The organism is Polaribacter haliotis (assembly GCF_014784055.1).
Taxonomy (GTDB): Bacteria; Bacteroidota; Bacteroidia; order Flavobacteriales; family Flavobacteriaceae; genus Polaribacter; species Polaribacter haliotis.
In genome coordinates, this window is the sequence record NZ_CP061813.1 from 1,707,048 (window position 1) to 1,723,281 (window position 16,234).

General features: G+C 30.3%; 15 protein-coding genes and 1 tRNA gene. 5 read left to right on the plus strand and 11 right to left on the minus strand.

Annotated features, from left to right (window positions below):
• Positions 1 to 13: 13 nt before the first annotated feature.
• Positions 14 to 1,294 carry a metal-dependent hydrolase family protein gene (locus H9I45_RS07260; protein ID WP_088354687.1) on the minus strand — a complete coding sequence of 427 codons (1,281 nt, stop codon included), beginning with the start codon at positions 1,292 to 1,294 and terminating at the stop codon, positions 14 to 16.
• A 64-nt stretch (positions 1,295 to 1,358) separates the two neighbouring features.
• Here H9I45_RS07260 and H9I45_RS07265 point away from each other — a divergent pair, with 64 nt between their 5' ends.
• From H9I45_RS07265 to H9I45_RS07275, 3 genes are read left to right on the plus strand one after another with little or no spacing between them, the layout of a single operon-like run.
• Positions 1,359 to 2,039, plus strand: coding sequence for an SDR family NAD(P)-dependent oxidoreductase (locus H9I45_RS07265; protein ID WP_088354792.1), 681 nt, complete (start codon positions 1,359 to 1,361; stop codon positions 2,037 to 2,039).
• A 29-nt stretch (positions 2,040 to 2,068) separates the two neighbouring features.
• Positions 2,069 to 2,662 carry a SprT-like domain-containing protein gene (locus H9I45_RS07270; protein WP_088354688.1) on the plus strand — a complete coding sequence of 198 codons (594 nt, stop codon included), beginning with the start codon at positions 2,069 to 2,071 and terminating at the stop codon, positions 2,660 to 2,662.
• Positions 2,652 to 3,734: a mannose-1-phosphate guanylyltransferase gene (locus tag H9I45_RS07275; RefSeq protein WP_088354689.1), complete on the plus strand. Its 1,083-nt coding sequence runs from the start codon at positions 2,652 to 2,654 to the stop codon at positions 3,732 to 3,734. The genes H9I45_RS07270 and H9I45_RS07275 overlap by 11 nt, the downstream gene beginning before the upstream one ends.
• Positions 3,735 to 3,788: 54 nt before the next feature.
• Here the strand turns inward: H9I45_RS07275 and H9I45_RS07280 are convergent, their stop codons facing one another.
• The 4 genes from H9I45_RS07280 to H9I45_RS07295 form a co-directional block, all read right to left on the minus strand.
• The gene (locus H9I45_RS07280) at positions 3,789 to 5,279 is read right to left on the minus strand and encodes a DUF389 domain-containing protein (RefSeq protein ID WP_088354690.1); all 1,491 of its coding nucleotides are present in this window, start codon (positions 5,277 to 5,279) and stop codon (positions 3,789 to 3,791) included.
• A gap of 370 nt (positions 5,280 to 5,649) precedes the next feature.
• Positions 5,650 to 5,722 (minus strand) — tRNA-Lys (locus H9I45_RS07285).
• A 61-nt stretch (positions 5,723 to 5,783) separates the two neighbouring features.
• The gene (locus H9I45_RS07290) at positions 5,784 to 6,551 is read right to left on the minus strand and encodes an ABC transporter ATP-binding protein (protein WP_088354691.1); all 768 of its coding nucleotides are present in this window, start codon (positions 6,549 to 6,551) and stop codon (positions 5,784 to 5,786) included.
• Between the two features lie 4 nt (positions 6,552 to 6,555).
• Positions 6,556 to 7,296 carry an MlaE family ABC transporter permease gene (locus H9I45_RS07295; protein ID WP_088354692.1) on the minus strand — a complete coding sequence of 247 codons (741 nt, stop codon included), beginning with the start codon at positions 7,294 to 7,296 and terminating at the stop codon, positions 6,556 to 6,558.
• A 108-nt stretch (positions 7,297 to 7,404) separates the two neighbouring features.
• Here H9I45_RS07295 and pafA point away from each other — a divergent pair, with 108 nt between their 5' ends.
• Both pafA and H9I45_RS07305 read left to right on the plus strand, forming a co-directional pair.
• Positions 7,405 to 9,045 carry an alkaline phosphatase PafA gene (gene pafA, locus H9I45_RS07300; protein WP_088354693.1) on the plus strand — a complete coding sequence of 547 codons (1,641 nt, stop codon included), beginning with the start codon at positions 7,405 to 7,407 and terminating at the stop codon, positions 9,043 to 9,045.
• A gap of 100 nt (positions 9,046 to 9,145) precedes the next feature.
• Entirely contained in the window at positions 9,146 to 9,451 is a 306-nt protein-coding gene (locus H9I45_RS07305) for a hypothetical protein (protein WP_088354694.1), read from the plus strand.
• Here the strand turns inward: H9I45_RS07305 and H9I45_RS07310 are convergent.
• From H9I45_RS07310 to carA, 6 genes are all read right to left on the minus strand, one after another.
• Complete coding sequence (locus tag H9I45_RS07310; RefSeq protein WP_088354695.1) at positions 9,448 to 10,128, minus strand: PrsW family intramembrane metalloprotease; 681 nt, start codon at positions 10,126 to 10,128, stop codon at positions 9,448 to 9,450. The two genes, H9I45_RS07305 and H9I45_RS07310, sit on opposite strands and share 4 nt — an antisense overlap.
• Positions 10,129 to 10,131: 3 nt before the next feature.
• A complete protein-coding gene (gene ctlX, locus H9I45_RS07315) occupies positions 10,132 to 11,064 on the minus strand; it encodes a citrulline utilization hydrolase CtlX (RefSeq protein ID WP_088354696.1) in 933 nt (310 codons plus the stop codon).
• 134 nt (positions 11,065 to 11,198) lie between these two features.
• Entirely contained in the window at positions 11,199 to 12,113 is a 915-nt protein-coding gene (locus H9I45_RS07320; RefSeq protein ID WP_088354697.1) for a dimethylarginine dimethylaminohydrolase family protein, read from the minus strand.
• Positions 12,114 to 12,179: 66 nt separating this feature from the next.
• Complete coding sequence (locus H9I45_RS07325) at positions 12,180 to 13,466, minus strand: citrate synthase (RefSeq protein WP_088354698.1); 1,287 nt, start codon at positions 13,464 to 13,466, stop codon at positions 12,180 to 12,182.
• Between the two features lie 179 nt (positions 13,467 to 13,645).
• Positions 13,646 to 14,935 carry a phosphopyruvate hydratase gene (gene eno, locus H9I45_RS07330; RefSeq protein WP_088354699.1) on the minus strand — a complete coding sequence of 430 codons (1,290 nt, stop codon included), beginning with the start codon at positions 14,933 to 14,935 and terminating at the stop codon, positions 13,646 to 13,648.
• A gap of 123 nt (positions 14,936 to 15,058) precedes the next feature.
• A complete protein-coding gene (gene carA / locus H9I45_RS07335) occupies positions 15,059 to 16,180 on the minus strand; it encodes a glutamine-hydrolyzing carbamoyl-phosphate synthase small subunit (RefSeq protein ID WP_088354700.1) in 1,122 nt (373 codons plus the stop codon).
• Positions 16,181 to 16,234 lie beyond the last annotated feature (54 nt).

The following is a 16,234-nucleotide window of genomic DNA, read 5'->3' on the forward strand; positions in this document are numbered from 1 at the left end:
TTTATATTTTTAATTACTTCTTATAAACAACACCATTTTTCATAACAAATACAACGTTTTCCATTGTTGAAATATTTTTTATTGGATCTTCATCAACAGCAATAATATCAGCAAAAAAACCTTTTTTAATTTGCCCGATTTCAGATTGCATTTTTAGCAACATTGCATTTGTAATTGTTGCAGATTGTATAGTTTCCATTGCTGGCATACCAGCTTCTACCATAAAACCAAATTCCTTTCCATTATTACCATGTTTAAAAACCCCTGCATCTGTACCAAATGCAATGCCAACTCCTTTTTTATAGGCTTTTGCAAAAGTTCCTTGTATTTGTGGACCAACAGCCAACGCTTTTGGAACCACAATTGCTGGATAAAAACCTGCAATTTTTGCCTTCTCCTCTACTTCTTTTCCTGCAGTAATTGTTGGCACTAAATAAGCATCATGTTTTTTCATAAGCTCCATAGTTTCGTCACTCATATACGTTCCATGTTCTATAGTTTTTACACCGCCAATAATTGCTCTTTGCATACCCTCATCTCCATGAGCATGTGCAGCAACATGCATTCCATAATCTTTTGCGGTTTCACAAATTGCTTTTACTTCTTCGATTGTAAATTGTGGATTATCTCCAGATTTCGCAACACTTAAAACGCCACCAGTTGCAGTTATTTTAATACAATCTGCTCCATTTTTATAACGTTGTCTCACCGCTTTTTTTGCATCTTCTACAGAATTTACAACCCCTTCTTTTGGACCTGGATTACCAATTAAAACTCTGCTACTTCCATTTGTTGGGTCTGCATGACCTCCTGTTGTCGCCAAAGACTTGCCAGCAGTAAACACTCTTGGCCCTGGGATTTTCCCAGAATTAATTGCATTTCTTACGGAAATATTTACACCTGTTCCACCCAAGTCTCGAACCGTTGTAAACCCATTTAACAAAGTGGTTTTTGCAAATCCTACTGAATTAAATGCAACATCTGCTTCATTTAAAATATATCTATTCAATCGTGTGTTTCTATCGAATTCCTGTTCTATATGCACATGAAAATCAATTAATCCTGGCATTACAACTTTATCTTTTAAATCTATCGTTTTTGCATCTCTACTTTTTGGCAAAACATAGCCATTTAAAACACTTATAATTTTGTTTTTATCGATTACAATTGTTTTTTGGGATTCAATTTTACCAGATTTGGTATCAATTAATTTTCCGCATAAAATATGTGTGGTTTGCGCTATTGAGTTTTGAAAAATAAATAGTGTGCAAAAAAGAAAGAATATTTTTTTCATTATTGTATTTTTAGTTCTTAAATGTATGAAAATTTACCTAATTTGCTTCTTTTAAATGAAAAGAATGAAAAACATTGTTATTACTGGTACAAGCAGAGGAATTGGTTTCGAATTAGCACAGCAATTTGCAGAAAATGGGCATCAAGTTTTGGCTATTTCTAGAAACTCTAAACCTTTAGAGGCCATCAATCATAAAAATATTACAGCACTTTCTGTAGATATTTCAAATCCTAAAGATTTAAAAAAAGTAACTCAATTTGTAGAAAAAACATGGAAAAAAGTTGATATTTTAATCAATAATGCTGGTAAATTAGTAAATAAACCTTTTACTGAAATTTCTTCGGAAGATTTCTTAGAGGTTTATAAAGTAAATGTTTTTGCAGTAGCAGAAATCACCAAATTAATGATTCCGTTTTTCCAAAAAGGAAGTCATGTGGTTACCATAAGTTCTATGGGAGGAATTCAAGGAAGTATGAAATTTCCTGGTTTGGCTGCATATTCATCAGCAAAAGGTGCAGTAATTACATTATCTGAATTATTAGCAGAAGAATACAAAGAACAACAAATTGCTTTTAATGTTTTAGCTTTAGGAGCTGTACAAACTGAAATGTTAGAAGAAGCTTTTCCTGGTTACGAAGCGCCAGTTTCTGCAAAAGAAATGGCAGATTATATTTATAATTTCAGTTTAACTGGAAATAAATTTTACAATGGAAAAGTTCTACAGGTTTCTTCTTCAACCCCATAAAATTAGAAAGTATTAAGCATTACTAAAATTTGAACTCAGACTATCAAAATTTTATTCCGGCTAAAGCAATTCCTTTTCTTCAATTTTTAATTGAAGAGCATAATTTTACATTAAGAATTGTAAATAAACGTGCTACAAAACATGGTGATTTCAGGCAATTACCAGATGGAAGATTTCAAATTACGGTGAATAATAATTTGAATAAATATCAGTTTTTATTAACGTTAGTTCATGAAATTGCACATCATGTAACGCATCAAAAATTCGGACGCGTTCAACCTCATGGACAAGAATGGAAAGCTGTTTTTCAGCACATAATGTTACCATTTTTAAATCCTGAAATTTATCCAAAAGAAATACTGCCTTATCTTGCTAATTATTTAAAAAACCCTAAAGCGAGTACAGATGCAGATGTTAATTTATCTTTAGCATTAAAAGGAAATGTTGCAGAAACAGGAAAGAGTTTTATCTTTGAGATTCCTTTCGGAAGTTTTTTTGTTTATAAAAACATTATTTACGAAAGAGGTAATAAGCGCAGAACAAGATTCGAATGTTTGAATATGAGCAATAAAAAGGTTTACTTATTCAATCAAAATGTAGAGATAGAAGTGTATGACAAATAATAAAAATTATTACGCAGTAATTATGGCTGGTGGAATTGGCACTCGATTTTGGCCTATAAGCACATCTAAACACCCAAAACAGTTTCACGATGTTTTAGGAGTTGGACAAACTTTAATACAGCGTACTTTCGAAAGAATTAACGATTTAGTTCCTTCAAAAAATATTTTAATTGCTACCAACGAAAATTACGAAGATTTGGTTTTAAAGCAATTATCAAAAGTGAATAAAAATCAGGTATTACTAGAGCCAGCAATGAAAAATACTGCTCCTTGTATTTTATATGCCGCCTTAAAAATATATGATCAAAATCCTGATGCAGTAATGTTAGTTGCTCCTTCAGACCACTGGATAGATGATGAAAATGAGTTTACTAAAAATATAAAAACTTCTTTTGATGCGTGTGCAGAAAAAGATATTTTAATGACGTTAGGAATTCAGCCAGATACACCAAATACAGGTTATGGTTATATTCAATTTAAAAAAGAAACATCAGAAATAAAAAAAGTTAGAAATTTTACAGAAAAGCCAGATTTACAAACTGCCCAAAAATTTTTAGAAAGCGGAGATTATCTTTGGAACGCAGGAATTTTCGTTTGGTCCGCTAAAAGTATAATTACTGCATTTAAAAATTATCTTCCAAAAATGGTGGATATTTTAGATGATGGTAACAATGTGTACAACACCAATTTCGAAGATGATTTCATTAAAAATAATTATACAAAATGCAAGAGTATTTCTATTGATTTTGGAATTATGGAAAAAGCGAAAAATGTACATGTTCTACCTGTAGATTTTGGCTGGAGTGATTTAGGTACTTGGGGTTCTCTGTACAATAAATTAGAAAAAGACGAAACGAACAATGCTGTTGTTGGTGCAAATACTATTTTTAGAGACGCAAATGGAAATATGGTACGTACACAATCAGGTAAAAAAGTAGTCATACAAGGTTTAAGCGACTTTATTATTATAGAAAAAGACGATGTACTTTTAATTTGCCCTAAAAAAGACGAACAAGATATAAAACAAATTAGTGCAGCTGTAAAAACTATGTTTGGCGATGAAAATGTTTAGAATTTGACTATTTAAAACATAAAAAAAAGTTTCTTTTCAGGGGCTTTTTTACTTTTACCTATCTCTTTTTATAAAAAGTGTATCTAATTGCATTTCTTTCTGTAACCAATTTCTTAATTCTCTTTCTTTTGGTGCTATAATACTGTCTGGTAATTTCAAATTCCACTTTATAGTAGCAATTGGTATAGTGTCTATTTCAATAAAATCTTTAGAAGATAACATATTTGCAAAACTAATTTGATCAATATCTATATATCTAATTTTTGCATCTTTTGCAATTCTACTAAAAGCAATTACTTTCTGATTTGTATTTAATGCATCTTGTTCAATCCTTGTGTTTAAAGAAGAAATTGTTTCTTGTAGCTCTGTTATTTGTTTTTGTAAACCAGCAATTATATTTTTACTTTCTTGAAGTTCTTCGCGTTTCTCCTTGTAAGCAGTTGTAATTAAATCGAAACTTTTAGTATCACTATCTCTTACTTTTAAAACAACCTCTTTTAGGTTTTTATATCTTGGATCAGTTAATAACCTATTCTTTAAAGAGTTTTCTTCAGCTTCACTTACTTCGTTAAAAAACTTTAATTCTAATGTTTTAGACTCTTTCTCATAAGGACTTTCCATTAACAAATAAGAAGGATTAGAACTAATTTCATTCTTAATAAAATTTCTAATTTCTGTATTAATTTGATTTTCTTTAAATACATTAATAAATGTAAAAATTGCAGGAATCATTACAGCAACACCAACTATAGACGCAATTGTTGCATAACGTTTTCTCTTCGCAGCATTTGCATATTTATGCATAGGAAAACGCAACATTTTTAAAACAATAAAAGCCGCTAAAGCAATAAAAATGGTGTTAATAGTAAACAAATACATTGCTCCAAAAAAGTAAGAAAAATTACCTTTCGCCAAACCATAACCTGCTGTACACAAAGGAGGCATTAAAGCTGTAGCAATCGCAACTCCAAAAATTACAGATGCAATTGTACCTTTTTTTGTTCTTGCGACCATCAAAGCCAGTCCTCCAAAGAAGGCTATTAAAACATCTCGAATATCTGGGCTTACACGTCCTAATAATTCTGAAGTATCTTCACTCAAAGGAAAAAAATAGAAAAACATAAAGGAGGCAAATAAGCTTAGCCCAATCATAATTCCTAAATTAATAAGCGACTTTTTAAATGTATTAATATCATTTAATGCAAAAGACATTCCTAAGCCTAAAATTGGTCCCATTAAAGGAGAAATTAACATGGCCCCAATAACAACTGCAGTTGAATTCGCATTTAAACCAATGGATGCCACAAAAACAGCAAAAATAAGAATCCAAGCTGTTGCTCCCTTAAATGGTATATCTGCTTTTATTGCTTCTAAAGTTGCTTCGTGATCTGTATCGTGTCTAAAGTCAAAAAGCTCATTTAAAAAAGCTTTAATGCTTTCGAATAAGCCTTTTGCTTCTTTTTTAACGCTTTGTTTAGAATCTCCTGATTTAGAATTTTCTTCTGTTGGATGTGGCTTTATATTTTTCTCTATATCTTCTTCCATATTCTATTGTTTAGAACGTTGGAAAGATACAAAAAAAGTTTACTGATATAGAATAATATGAATTTAGGTAAGAAGATTTTATCAATTTATAATTTAAAAGTTTGTTCTTTTTTGTTCTTTTAAAAAAAACGTAAGATCTTCAATTCTTTCTAAAAAATAATTATTCATTTCTATTTATAGAAATTAAAAAGTAGGATGTATTTCCACAAGTAAAATTTTTATGGTTAACCGTTCTCCATTTGTTTCAAAAAATGAAATATTATAAGTAATAATTATTAAGCAAATCTCTTATTTTTAAAAGATATTTCTATTTATAACGTTTTACTCATAAAATAAAAACGTCTAAACAATTAAGTTTAGACGTTTTCTGTGACCGGGCTGGGGCTCGAACCCAGGACCCTCTCCTTAAAAGGGAGATGCTCTACCAACTGAGCTACCAGGTCATTCTTTTTCTCTTAGCGGGTGCAAATATAGTAGTTATTTTGTAAAAAACAAACTTGAAGTTTATTTTGTTTTATTTAAATGTGCTTCCCTTACTTTCTTGAATAAATTAGAAGAATAAACAAAACTTACAACAGCTTCATTTTCAGTTTCGAAGATATCTTCACTAGTACCTTCCCACTCTTTTTTTCCTTTATTTAAAAAAACAATTTTTTCTCCAATTTCCATCACAGAATTCATATCATGTGTATTAATTACGGTTGTAATTTGATATTCGTCTGTAATTTCTTGAATTAATTTATCGATTACGATTGCCGTTCTTGGATCTAAACCAGAATTTGGCTCGTCACAAAATAAATATTTAGGATTCATTACAATTGCTCTTGCAATTGCAACCCTTTTTTGCATTCCTCCAGATAATTCTGCAGGTAATTTATCGTTAGAGTTTTCCAGTTTAACCCTTTTTAGAACAACATTTACACGCTCTAACATCTCTCCATGAGATTTTTTTGTAAACATTTTAAGAGGAAACATAACATTATCTTCCACAGTTTGCGAATCGAATAGTGCACTTCCTTGAAAGACCATACCAATTTCTTGACGCCATTCTTGTTTTTCTTCTTCTGTGAAATTTGTGTTTATTCTTCCATCAAAAGAAATTGTTCCCTTTTCTGGAGTATGTAAGCCAATTAAAGATTTTAAAAATACCGTTTTCCCAGAACCACTTTGCCCAATAATTAGATTTGTTTTTCCAGGATAAAAGGTTGTTGTAATTCCTTTTAAAACTTGAACATCACCAAATCCTTTATGTAAATTTTTTACTTCTATCATAGCTTTAAGTTAGTAGTAATTGAGTTAAAATATAATTCATTATTACAATTAAAATTGTTGTCCAAACAACGGATTGTGTACTTGCTCTTCCTACTGCGATGGAACCTCCTTTTACATAATATCCATGATATGATGGAACTGTAGCAATTAAAAATGCAAAGACTATTGTTTTTATCATTGCATATATAATTAAAAAGGGTTTAAAGTCCGTTTGAAGCCCAATAATATAATCTGTTCCTGCGAATAACCCAGAGAGCACTCCAGCTACCCAACCTCCAAAAATACCTAAGAACATCGCCAAAAGAATTAGAAAAGGATAAAAGAATAAAGTTGCGATTACTTTTGGTAAAACTAAATGACTTATGGAATTTATTCCCATAACATCTAATGCATCGATTTGCTCGGTAACACGCATTGTACCAATACTAGAAGTTATATAAGAACCTACTTTTCCTGCTAAAATAATACAGCAAAATGTAGGAGCAAATTCTAAAATTATCGATCGTTTTGCGGCAAAACCAATTAATGAGTCAGGAATAAATGGACTATCTAAATTCAAGGCAGTTTGTAATGCTATTACACCTCCAATAAAGAATGAAATAAACATTATAATTCCTATAGATTTCAATCCTAGGTCTTCAATCTCTTTCATTAATGCTTGATAAAAAATCCGAGAACGCTGGGGTCTTTTAAAAACACGTCCTAACATGATAAAATATTTACCAATATGCTCTATATATGTCATTCAAAGTAATTTTATGCTAAAGTATTAAAATATCATTAATTCGATGTTAATTATTGTACATCAAAATAAAAAATAATTACTTTTACGGGTATTAATCTATTTAAAAAAATGAAGAATTCTATTTTTTATCTACTATTCGCTATTATTTTGTTTGCTAACTGTAAGCAAACTACTGTAAAACAAGAAAAACCAAAACTTGTTATAGGAATAGTAATCGACCAAATGCGATACGATTATTTAACTAGATACGCAAACAGATATGGAGAAGGTGGTTTTAAACGTTTATTAAATAATGGCTTTTCTTTGGAGAATGCACATTATAATTATATTCCAACTTATACTGCTGTTGGACACACCTCTATTTATACAGGAACAACTCCAGCAAATCATGGAATAATTTCAAATAATTGGTACGATAAGTTCTTAAAAAAATCTATTTATTGTGTAGATGACAATACCTATAAAACTGTTGGAAATAATGGAACTTATGGGCAAAAATCGCCATTTAGATTATATACAACAACCATAGCAGACGAATTACATTTATCGCAAAACATGAAAGGTAAAACAATAGGGATTTCAATAAAAGATCGTTCTGCAATTTTACCAGTTGGTCATACAGCTAATGGAGCATATTGGTATGATGGAGGAAATTATAATATGTTTATTTCTAGTACTTTTTACATGAATAATCTTCCACAATGGGTAAAAGATTTTAATGCTAACAATAAGGCAGATGAATACTTAAATACACCATGGACGACTTTATATGATATTAAAACTTATGGCCAAAGTAGAGCAGACGACAATATTTTTGAAGGAAAATTTATAGGACAACAATCGCCTACTTTTCCAAAAAATTTAAAAGAATTGAGAAAGAAAAATGGAAACTTTTCTTTAATAAAAGCTATTCCTGCAGGAAATACTTTAACAGCAGATTTTGCAAAAGCTGCTATTATTGGTGAAAATTTAGGGAAATCTGATTATACAGATTTATTAACTGTTAGCTTCTCTTCAACAGATTATGTTGGCCATCAATATGGTGTGGCTGCAGTAGAAACAGAAGATACTTATTTAAGGTTAGATAAAGATTTGGCAGATTTCTTTCAATTTTTAGATGCACAGGTAGGTAAAGACAACTATACCTTATTCTTAACTGCAGATCACGCAGCTGTTCATGTTCCATCTTATTTGCAATCATTAAAAATTCCTGCTCATTATTTAGATATAAAAAAGTTTAGAGAATTTATTTTAGAAGTTACTAAAAAATATTTCAATTCGGTGGAGTTGATTGAAAACGTTTCTAATTATCAAATATTTTTAAATAAAGAAAAAATTGAAACTTTAGGTTTAAATTTAAATACTGTTGCGCAAAAATTAGCTGATGAAGTTTTAAATTTCGATGGAGTTTACAAAGCTGTAACTGCAAGAACTTTACAAACTACATCTTTTACAGATGGTATTTTAAACTCGCTTCAAAATGGATATAATCAAAAATTTTCTGGTGATGTTTTAATGATTCCTTATCCTGCAACTTTAATTTATTCTAATAAAGGTACCAGCCATGGTTCTGGTTATTCTTATGACACACACGTTCCAATAATTTTCTATGGAAATGGAATTAAAAAAGGTTCTTCAGCAAAAAAATATGAAATTATAGATATTGCTCCAACAATTTCTAATTTATTAAAAATTGAAGCGCCAAATGGTACTTCTGGAAAAGTAATTGAAGAGGCTTTAGACAATTAATAATGAAAACAATTAGGTTATTAGTTGCACCAGTAATTTTTACATTGTTATTATTTTCTTATTCAAATGAAAATGATTTAGAAGATAGAATTATTGGAAAGTGGAAAAGATCGAAAAATATAATGGAAACACTAAAGTGGATTTAGGCTGCAGTGAGTATTACTATTCAGAATTTAGAATATTATTTGGTAAATATGAAACTTTTTCTAGTTATATAGATTTTGAACAAACACCTCAAGAATGTAAAAGTAGTTCTGCTTTAAGAAGTTGGAGGAAAAGCAATTTTGGTTATGAATTATTTGATTTCCCTAATGAAATTTTATATGTTGCTTATTTTGAAGCTGATAATTTAATTATTGAAGCAACTCAATTACCATATAAATTTATATACCAAAGATTTAATTAAGTTACATCTTTAAAAACAGAGCTATTTTGGTGCCTTTTTATCGCTTTTCTAGAAAGAACAATTCCAATAATTAAAGAAACAAAAGCTCCTATAGAAATTCCAGGAATAAAGTTGATAAATAAAAAGAAATCATATGCTCCATGAAATAAAGTTGCGAAAAACAAGCCTAGTAAATTCAGTGAAATTCTATTCTTAGAGAATTTTGCTTTTCCCATAAAATAACCCATTAGAATTCCAAAAGTTGCATGTGCTGGAACAGCTGTAAAGGCTCTTAAAAACCCAGTCCCTGATCCATGCTGATATGTGTATAGCACGTTTTCTAAAGCGGCAAAACCCATAGAAACCATTACAGCATAAACGATACCATCAAAAGGTTCGTTAAATTCTTTATTTCTTTGCGCATAATATTTTACAATAATATACTTTGAAAATTCTTCTACTAGAGCAACTACAAAAAATGCTTGTAAAAATTGTTGCAATACATTTTTAATATCCGTTAAAGGAAAAATTCTAGCGGCTACAAACCCTAAAACAACCGTAAGAATAATACTTACAGTTGCTCCTAAAAGAAAACTTTTTGTTAAAATTCCAATTGGTTCTTTTTCGTATTTATCCTTAAAATAAATGTAGATAATTATTACGCAAATTGGTGCAATTGCCAATAGAAGTAAACTCATAAATTATGCTTTTGGGAGAAAAACTTCTGCCATCATACAACGTGCACTTCCACCACCACAAGTTTCTATGGTTTCTAATGAACTAGAAATAATTTTACAATGGTTATTTATTTTTGCAACCTGACTTTGTGTTAGAGAATCGTGTGCAGCTTTACTCATTACTAAAAACAACTCATTATTCTCACCTTTTACTTGTAGCATATTACCTGCAAAACTGTGCATTTGTTCTTCAGTAATTTCAATAATTTGTTTTCCATCTTCTTTTAAATTTTTTAGAACATTTTTTCTTTCTTGCTTATCGTCAATCGTGTCTAAACAAATAACCACGAATGTTTCTGCAACACACATCATAACATTTGTGTGGTAAATAGCTTCTCTTTTACCTTCTACTGTTTGGTTTGCTATAAAAACTACTGGTGTATATTCAAAATCCTCGCAAAATTCTATAAATAATTCTTCGTCTGCTCTTGCAGATAGAGCGCAATAAGCTTTTCTATTAACTCTGTCTAAAATAATACTTCCTGTTGCTTCAAGAAATATATCTGCTTCTTCAGCTGAAGTGTAATCGACAATATTTTCTATTACAAAACCTTCTTTTTCTAAAGTTTCTAAAATATCTTCTCTTCTTTCTGAACGTCTGTTTTCTGCAAACATTGGGTAAATACCAACTGTACCATTTTCATGAAAAGAAATCCAATTATTTGGAAAAACAGAATCTGGTGTATCAAATTTATCTGTATCAGAAACAACAACCACATTTACTCCGTAACTTTTCAATTTAAAAACATAAGCATCAAACTCTTCTTGAGCTTTGGCATTTATTTCAGCATTTTTTAAAGCTAAATCTTCTTGAAAATAGTTATTTACAGCAGTTTGCTCATTCTTCCTAAAATTTATAGGACGAATCATTAAAATGGTATTTGTAGTTTGTTGCATTTAAATTTAATTTATCCACAAAATTATGCATTTTTAAGTACACTTTATTATCAATGTCAAATATAATTTGATTTGAATTTTTAAAACTCAATATAGTTAACTAATAATAAAGAAAATTTGAAATAAATAAAAAACTAATCTCTAATTAAAGGCATTGTAGAACAACGTAACAAACCTTCTTGCTTTGCTATTTCTGCATAAGGAACTTCCTCAACAGTAAATCCATTTTCTCTTAACCAAGAATTTAGTCTTGTAAAGTTTTTTTCTGAAATGATAACATTTTCAGAGATTGAAAAAACATTACTATTCATGTTATACATTTCTTCTTTTGTAATTTCAAAAACATTTTCTTTTCCAAAGAAATTCAACAACCACTCATATTCTTTTTCAACTAAAAATCCGTTTTTATGAAGTATGGCCTTGTCTTTTCCTATGGGTTGAAAACAACAATCTAAATGCAGTGCATTATCTTTAGGGTCTGTATTGTCTTTTCTTAACTCGAAAGATTTTACAGTTTTATCAGGAAATAATTCTTGTAAAGCAATTACTGCATCTATATTTGTACGAGCTGTTATATGGTCTGCATAATCTTCTCCAGAATAAGTTCCTACAAAAATATAATCATTCCAAGGCATTACATCTCCACCTTCTACATGGCATTCTTCTGGTAGCTTGATAATATTTTCTGGTTTAATTTTAGAAATAACATGATTAATTGCGTCTATTTCTTGATCTCTATCAGGTAAGATATTTGCTTTCACCAATTTATCATCAATAACAAATGCTATATCTCTAGAAAAAATTTGATTGTAATTCTCTATCACTTTTGGTCTAAAAACTTCTACATTATACTTTTTTAGAACAGCTTCAACAGTATCCATTTCCGAAATCATATCTTCTTCTTTTGGGTATGTTCCAGCAATTACATGTTGTACACTTTTGGGATCGTAACAATCTTCAACTTTTGGAACTCCTCCATTACTTTCTGCTGTTCCTAAAACAACAGCTCTTAATCTAGAAGTTTCGTTTTTAATATTGAGTTTTAACATATGTAAAGCGATAAAAAAAGCTTCATAAAATATGAAGCTTTTTGTTTATGTAAAAATAATTAAAAATTATCTATTGTCTATTGTTTTGAATGGTCTTAGGTTTTCACCTGTATAAATTTGTCTTGGTCTACCAATTGGTTCTTTCCCTAAACGCATTTCTTTCCATTGTGCTATCCAACCTGGTAAACGTCCCATTGCAAACATAACAGTAAACATTTCTACAGGAATATTCATTGCTCTGTAAATGATTCCTGAATAAAAATCTACGTTAGGATACAACTTTCTATCCACAAAATACGGGTCGTTTAAAGCTTCTTGTTCTAAACCTCTTGCGATATCTAAAATAGGGTCTTCGATACCTAAATCTTTTAAAACTTCATCTGCAGCCTTTTTAATAATTTTTGCTCTTGGATCGAAGTTTTTATAAACTCTATGTCCAAAGCCCATTAATCTAAAAGGGTCTGACTTGTCTTTAGCTTTAGCCATATACTTTTTAGTATCTCCACCATCTGCTTTAATAGCTTCCAACATTTCTAACACTGCTTGATTTGCACCTCCATGAAGTGGCCCCCAAAGTGCAGAAATACCTGCTGATAAAGATGCAAATAAACCTGCGTGAGAAGAACCTACAATTCTTACTGTAGATGTAGAACAGTTTTGCTCATGATCTGCATGTAAAATTAAAAGTTTGTCTAACGCATCTTTTATTATTGGATTCATTACATAATCTTCATTAGGTTCTTCGAACATCATTTTCATAATATTCTCTACATAACCTAAAGATTTAGAACCATAATTTAATGGCAATCCTTTTTGCTTACGCATTGTCCAAGCAACTAAAACTGGAAACTTTGCCATTATTTTAACGATGGCATTGTACATTTCTTCTTCTGAATCTACATTAACAGAAGATGGGTTAAATGCTGTTAAAGCACTTGTTAATGAAGATAAAATACCCATTGGATGCGCCGTCTTTGGAAAAGCATCTAATATTTTTTTAATATCATCATCTACAACAGATTTTGTTTTAATATCTGCATGAAATTTATCTAACTGTTCTTTGGTTGGTAAATCTCCAAAAATTAAAGCATAAGCAACTTCTAAAAAATCTGCTTTTTCTGCTAATTCTTCTATTGAATACCCTCTGTATCTTAAAATTCCTTTTTCTCCATCTAAAAAAGTTATTGCACTTTCGCAAGAACCTGTATTTTTATAACCTGGATCTATTGTAATAACACCATTTGTTGCACTTCTTAAGGCTTTTATATCTATTGCAACTTCATTTTCTGTTCCTTTCACAAGAGGAAATTCGTATGAATTTTCTCCAATCTGTAATTTTGCTATATCTGACATTTATAAATGGTTTTTTTATGTATTTTTCTGTGCTCACGAAGATACCAAATTTTAAATAATTTCTAAAGCAGGATATATAGATTTTTAATATTTTAAAATAACATTAACTTATTAAACTTTAAGACATAAAAAAACCTCATAAAATGATTTATGAGGCTTCAATATTTAAAAGTTTAAACTTATATTTTAAACGCTTTTTCTTGTGGGAAATAAGCTGTTTCTCCTAATTCTTCTTCAATTCTTAGTAATTGATTGTATTTTGCCATTCTATCTGAACGAGATGCAGAACCAGTTTTAATTTGTCCACAGTTTAAAGCTACTGCTAAATCTGCAATTGTATTATCTTCAGTTTCACCAGATCTATGAGACATTACAGATGTAAACCCAGCGTTTTTAGCCATGTTTACAGCGGCAATAGTTTCAGTTAAACTACCAATTTGATTTACTTTAATTAAAATTGAATTTGCAATTCCGTTTTCGATTCCTCTTGATAAACGTTCTACGTTTGTTACAAATAAATCATCTCCAACTAATTGAACTTTATCTCCGATTTTTTCTGTTAAATATTTCCAACCTTCCCAATCGTTTTCATCCATACCATCTTCAATAGAAATAATTGGATATTTTGCAGTTAATTCTGCTAAATAATCTGCTTGTTCTTTACTTGAACGAACTTTACCAGTTGGACCTTCGAAAAGAGAATAATCGTATTTTCCATCCTTATAAAATTCTGCTGCAGCACAATCTAAAGCAATCATAACATCATCACCTAAAGTATAACCTGCATTATCCACTGCTTTCTTAATAGTATCCAACGCATCTTCTGTACCACCTTCTAAATTCGGTGCAAAACCTCCTTCATCACCTACTGCTGTAGATAAGTTTCTATCGTGCAAAACTTTCTTTAAATTATGAAAAATTTCTGACCCCATTTGCATTGCATGTGTAAAAGTTTTCGCTTTTACGGGCATAACCATAAATTCTTGAAATGCAATTGGTGCGTCTGAATGAGAACCACCATTAATGATATTCATCATTGGTACTGGTAAAGTATTTGCAGAAACTCCACCTACATATCTATATAAAGGCATTCCTAATTCATTTGCTGCAGCTTTTGCAGCAGCTAAAGAAACTCCTAAAATTGCGTTTGCTCCTAATTTAGATTTGTTTGGTGTTCCATCTAAATCTATCATTAATTGATCGATAGTATTTTGTTCGAAAACAGAAACCCCTAAAAGTTCTTGAGCTATAATTTCGTTTACATTTTTAACAGCTTTTAAAACTCCCTTACCCATGTATGCTGCACCACCATCACGTAATTCTACTGCTTCATGCTCTCCAGTAGAAGCTCCAGATGGAACTGCGGCTCTTCCTAAAACACCGTTTTCTGTAGTAACATCTACTTCAACTGTTGGATTACCTCTTGAATCAAAAATCTGACGTGCGTGAACGCTAATTATAATACTCATTTTATTTATTTTTTAATTAATGTTTGTCTTAATTTACTGTTGCTAATTTACAAAAAACCACTCTTTTAGGAGTGGTTTTAAATAGTTACTTACGAAAACGTTTTCAGTTATTAACTTAACCGTTTATGAAACTGATACTTTTTTATTATTCTGAATATTCTTAATAAACTCATCGAATAAATATTCTGAATCATGTGGACCAGGACTTGCTTCTGGATGATATTGCACAGAAAAAACCGATTTACCTTTCATTCGAATACCTGCAACTGTATGATCATTTAGATGTACATGTGTAATTTCTACATCAGGGTTTGCTTCTGTATCTTCTCTATTGATAGCAAAACCATGGTTTTGTGAAGTTATTTCTCCTTTACCAGTTAATAAATTTTTTACTGGATGATTAATTCCTCTATGACCATTATGCATTTTATATGTAGAAATACCATTTGCCAAAGCAATAACTTGGTGTCCTAAACAGATTCCAAACAAAGGAAGATTCCTTTTAATAATTTCTTTCGCAACTTCTTGTGCATCTTTTAATGGTTCTGGATCTCCAGGTCCGTTTGAAATAAAATATCCATCTGGATTAAAAAAAGCTAACTCTTCAAATGAAGAATTATAAGGATACACTTTTACGTAAGCTCCTCTTTTTACTAAATTCCTTAAAATATTTTTTTTAATTCCAATATCTAAAGCGGATATTTTAATTTCAGCATTTTCATCACCAACAAAATAAGGCTCTTTAGTAGAAACTTTGGAAGCTAATTCTAAACCTTCCATACTTGGTACTTCTGCTAATTGCTTTTTTAATGTATCTATATTATCAACATCTGTTGATATAATTGCATTCATTGCTCCATTATCTCTAATATATGCAACTAATGCTCTTGTATCTACATCAGAAATACCTACTAAATTGTGTTTTGTAAACCAATCTTTTAAATTCCCATCTGAATCTACTCTAGAATGTGTAAAACTAAAATTTCTACAAATTAATCCTGAAATTTTAATTCCGTCAGATTCTACTTCTTCATTATTTACACCATAATTACCAATGTGTGCATTTGCCATTACCATAATTTGCCCAAAGTAAGATGGATCTGTAAAAATTTCTTGGTAACCAGTCATACCTGTGTTAAAGCAAATTTCTCCTGTAGCTGTTCCTTCTATACCTACAGATTTACCATAAAAAATAGTTCCGTCTGCTAATAAAACTAAGGCTTTTTTTCTTGTTTGATATTTCATAGATTGTTATTGTGCTTGATGTTGTAAAAATATAAAAAAAGGGATAAACGTAAA

Coding starts and splice junctions, on each gene's coding strand:
- H9I45_RS07260 (WP_088354687.1), bottom strand. CDS start 1,294: ATGAAAAAAATATTCTTTCTTTTTTGCACACTATTTATTTTTCAAAAC.
- H9I45_RS07265 (WP_088354792.1), top strand. CDS start 1,359: ATGAAAAACATTGTTATTACTGGTACAAGCAGAGGAATTGGTTTCGAA.
- H9I45_RS07275 (WP_088354689.1), top strand. CDS start 2,652: ATGACAAATAATAAAAATTATTACGCAGTAATTATGGCTGGTGGAATT.
- H9I45_RS07280 (WP_088354690.1), bottom strand. CDS start 5,279: ATGGAAGAAGATATAGAGAAAAATATAAAGCCACATCCAACAGAAGAA.
- H9I45_RS07290 (WP_088354691.1), bottom strand. CDS start 6,551: ATGATAGAAGTAAAAAATTTACATAAAGGATTTGGTGATGTTCAAGTT.
- H9I45_RS07295 (WP_088354692.1), bottom strand. CDS start 7,296: ATGACATATATAGAGCATATTGGTAAATATTTTATCATGTTAGGACGT.
- pafA (WP_088354693.1), top strand. CDS start 7,405: ATGAAGAATTCTATTTTTTATCTACTATTCGCTATTATTTTGTTTGCT.
- H9I45_RS07310 (WP_088354695.1), bottom strand. CDS start 10,128: ATGAGTTTACTTCTATTGGCAATTGCACCAATTTGCGTAATAATTATC.
- ctlX (WP_088354696.1), bottom strand. CDS start 11,064: ATGCAACAAACTACAAATACCATTTTAATGATTCGTCCTATAAATTTT.
- H9I45_RS07320 (WP_088354697.1), bottom strand. CDS start 12,113: ATGTTAAAACTCAATATTAAAAACGAAACTTCTAGATTAAGAGCTGTT.
- H9I45_RS07325 (WP_088354698.1), bottom strand. CDS start 13,466: ATGTCAGATATAGCAAAATTACAGATTGGAGAAAATTCATACGAATTT.
- eno (WP_088354699.1), bottom strand. CDS start 14,935: ATGAGTATTATAATTAGCGTTCACGCACGTCAGATTTTTGATTCAAGA.
- carA (WP_088354700.1), bottom strand. CDS start 16,180: ATGAAATATCAAACAAGAAAAAAAGCCTTAGTTTTATTAGCAGACGGA.